We start from the raw sequence: 1,028 nt of genomic DNA on the forward strand, positions 1-1,028 counted from the left end.
GTAGATTCCAAAGGCGGCATCAGAATCGAGGGCAAGCATACAGACAATCATACCTTCTTAACAGTCGCCGACTTCGGCACGGTTGAAGTCATTGAGGATCTGTCAGATTTGAACTTGAAGGACATTGCGCTGACGAAGATAAAGAAGCTTCCAGATGGCACTTACAGACTGCAGCTGACCTTTTCTCTGCCCCGCGAGAAGCAAGAGTCACAAACGATTCAAGGCTTTGACTGGAACATGGCGGGCAACGAGGCTTTTTGCTCATCAGATGGCAAGCGGATCAAGGTGTCAGACAGCACGATCAAGCGGGCTGACGAGTATGAGCAGAAGATCAACGAGATTAAATCAGCACGTGATCTGGAAGAGAATATACATGGCCAAAGCAAGCGATACCGGAAGCTTAACCGCAGGCAGCAGAAGCTGAATGCAAAACGGGCAAATCTGCTTACCAATGAATACCGTCATCTGGTGCATCAAGTAGCCGATGATTGCGACACGATAGTCGTTGAGAAGTTGGATGCCTATGAGATGCGCAAGCGTGGAAAAGGCTCCGCCCAAAGCAAGGGCATCAACCGCAGACTGGCGGTCCTCAAACCCTATGAGCTGATGACCATTTTAGAGTCGCTGGTGAGGAAACAGGACAAGACGCTTATCAAAGTGGACTCGTTTTGGACAAGCAAGGCATGCCATAATTGCGGATACATCAATAAAGATCTTAAAGTTGGTCAGAAAGAATGGCAGTGCCCAAGCTGCAAGAAGACGATTGACAGAGACTTGAATGCGGCAAGAAACATATTAGATTGGGGGACTCATCCAGAGCATCACGCAAAGCTAAAGAAAGCAGCTGAAGATGGAAAAAAGCTTAGCCCTTCGTCGCTGGTGGCGGAAGTTTAAGCTTATGTAGAAAATGTAGAAAACAGCCCGGGCGAAACGGAACAATCGTCCTTAGCACTAGACGGTACCTGCCTGCGTAATCTTCTGAGCGAGTCAAAACGAAGACGAGACGGTACCGGGCAGCTGTGAAGCTA

At 48.6% G+C, this 1,028-nt stretch carries 1 protein-coding gene; it reads left to right on the plus strand.

The annotated features are described in order from the left end of the window. On the plus strand, positions 1-894 hold an 894-nt coding region (locus FYJ62_RS10540), incomplete at its 5' end, for an RNA-guided endonuclease InsQ/TnpB family protein (RefSeq protein ID WP_154549576.1). Positions 895-1,028: the final 134 nt, after the last annotated feature.

It is taken from the genome of Lactobacillus porci (assembly GCF_009695985.1).
Lineage (GTDB): Bacteria > Bacillota > Bacilli > Lactobacillales > Lactobacillaceae > Lactobacillus > Lactobacillus absianus.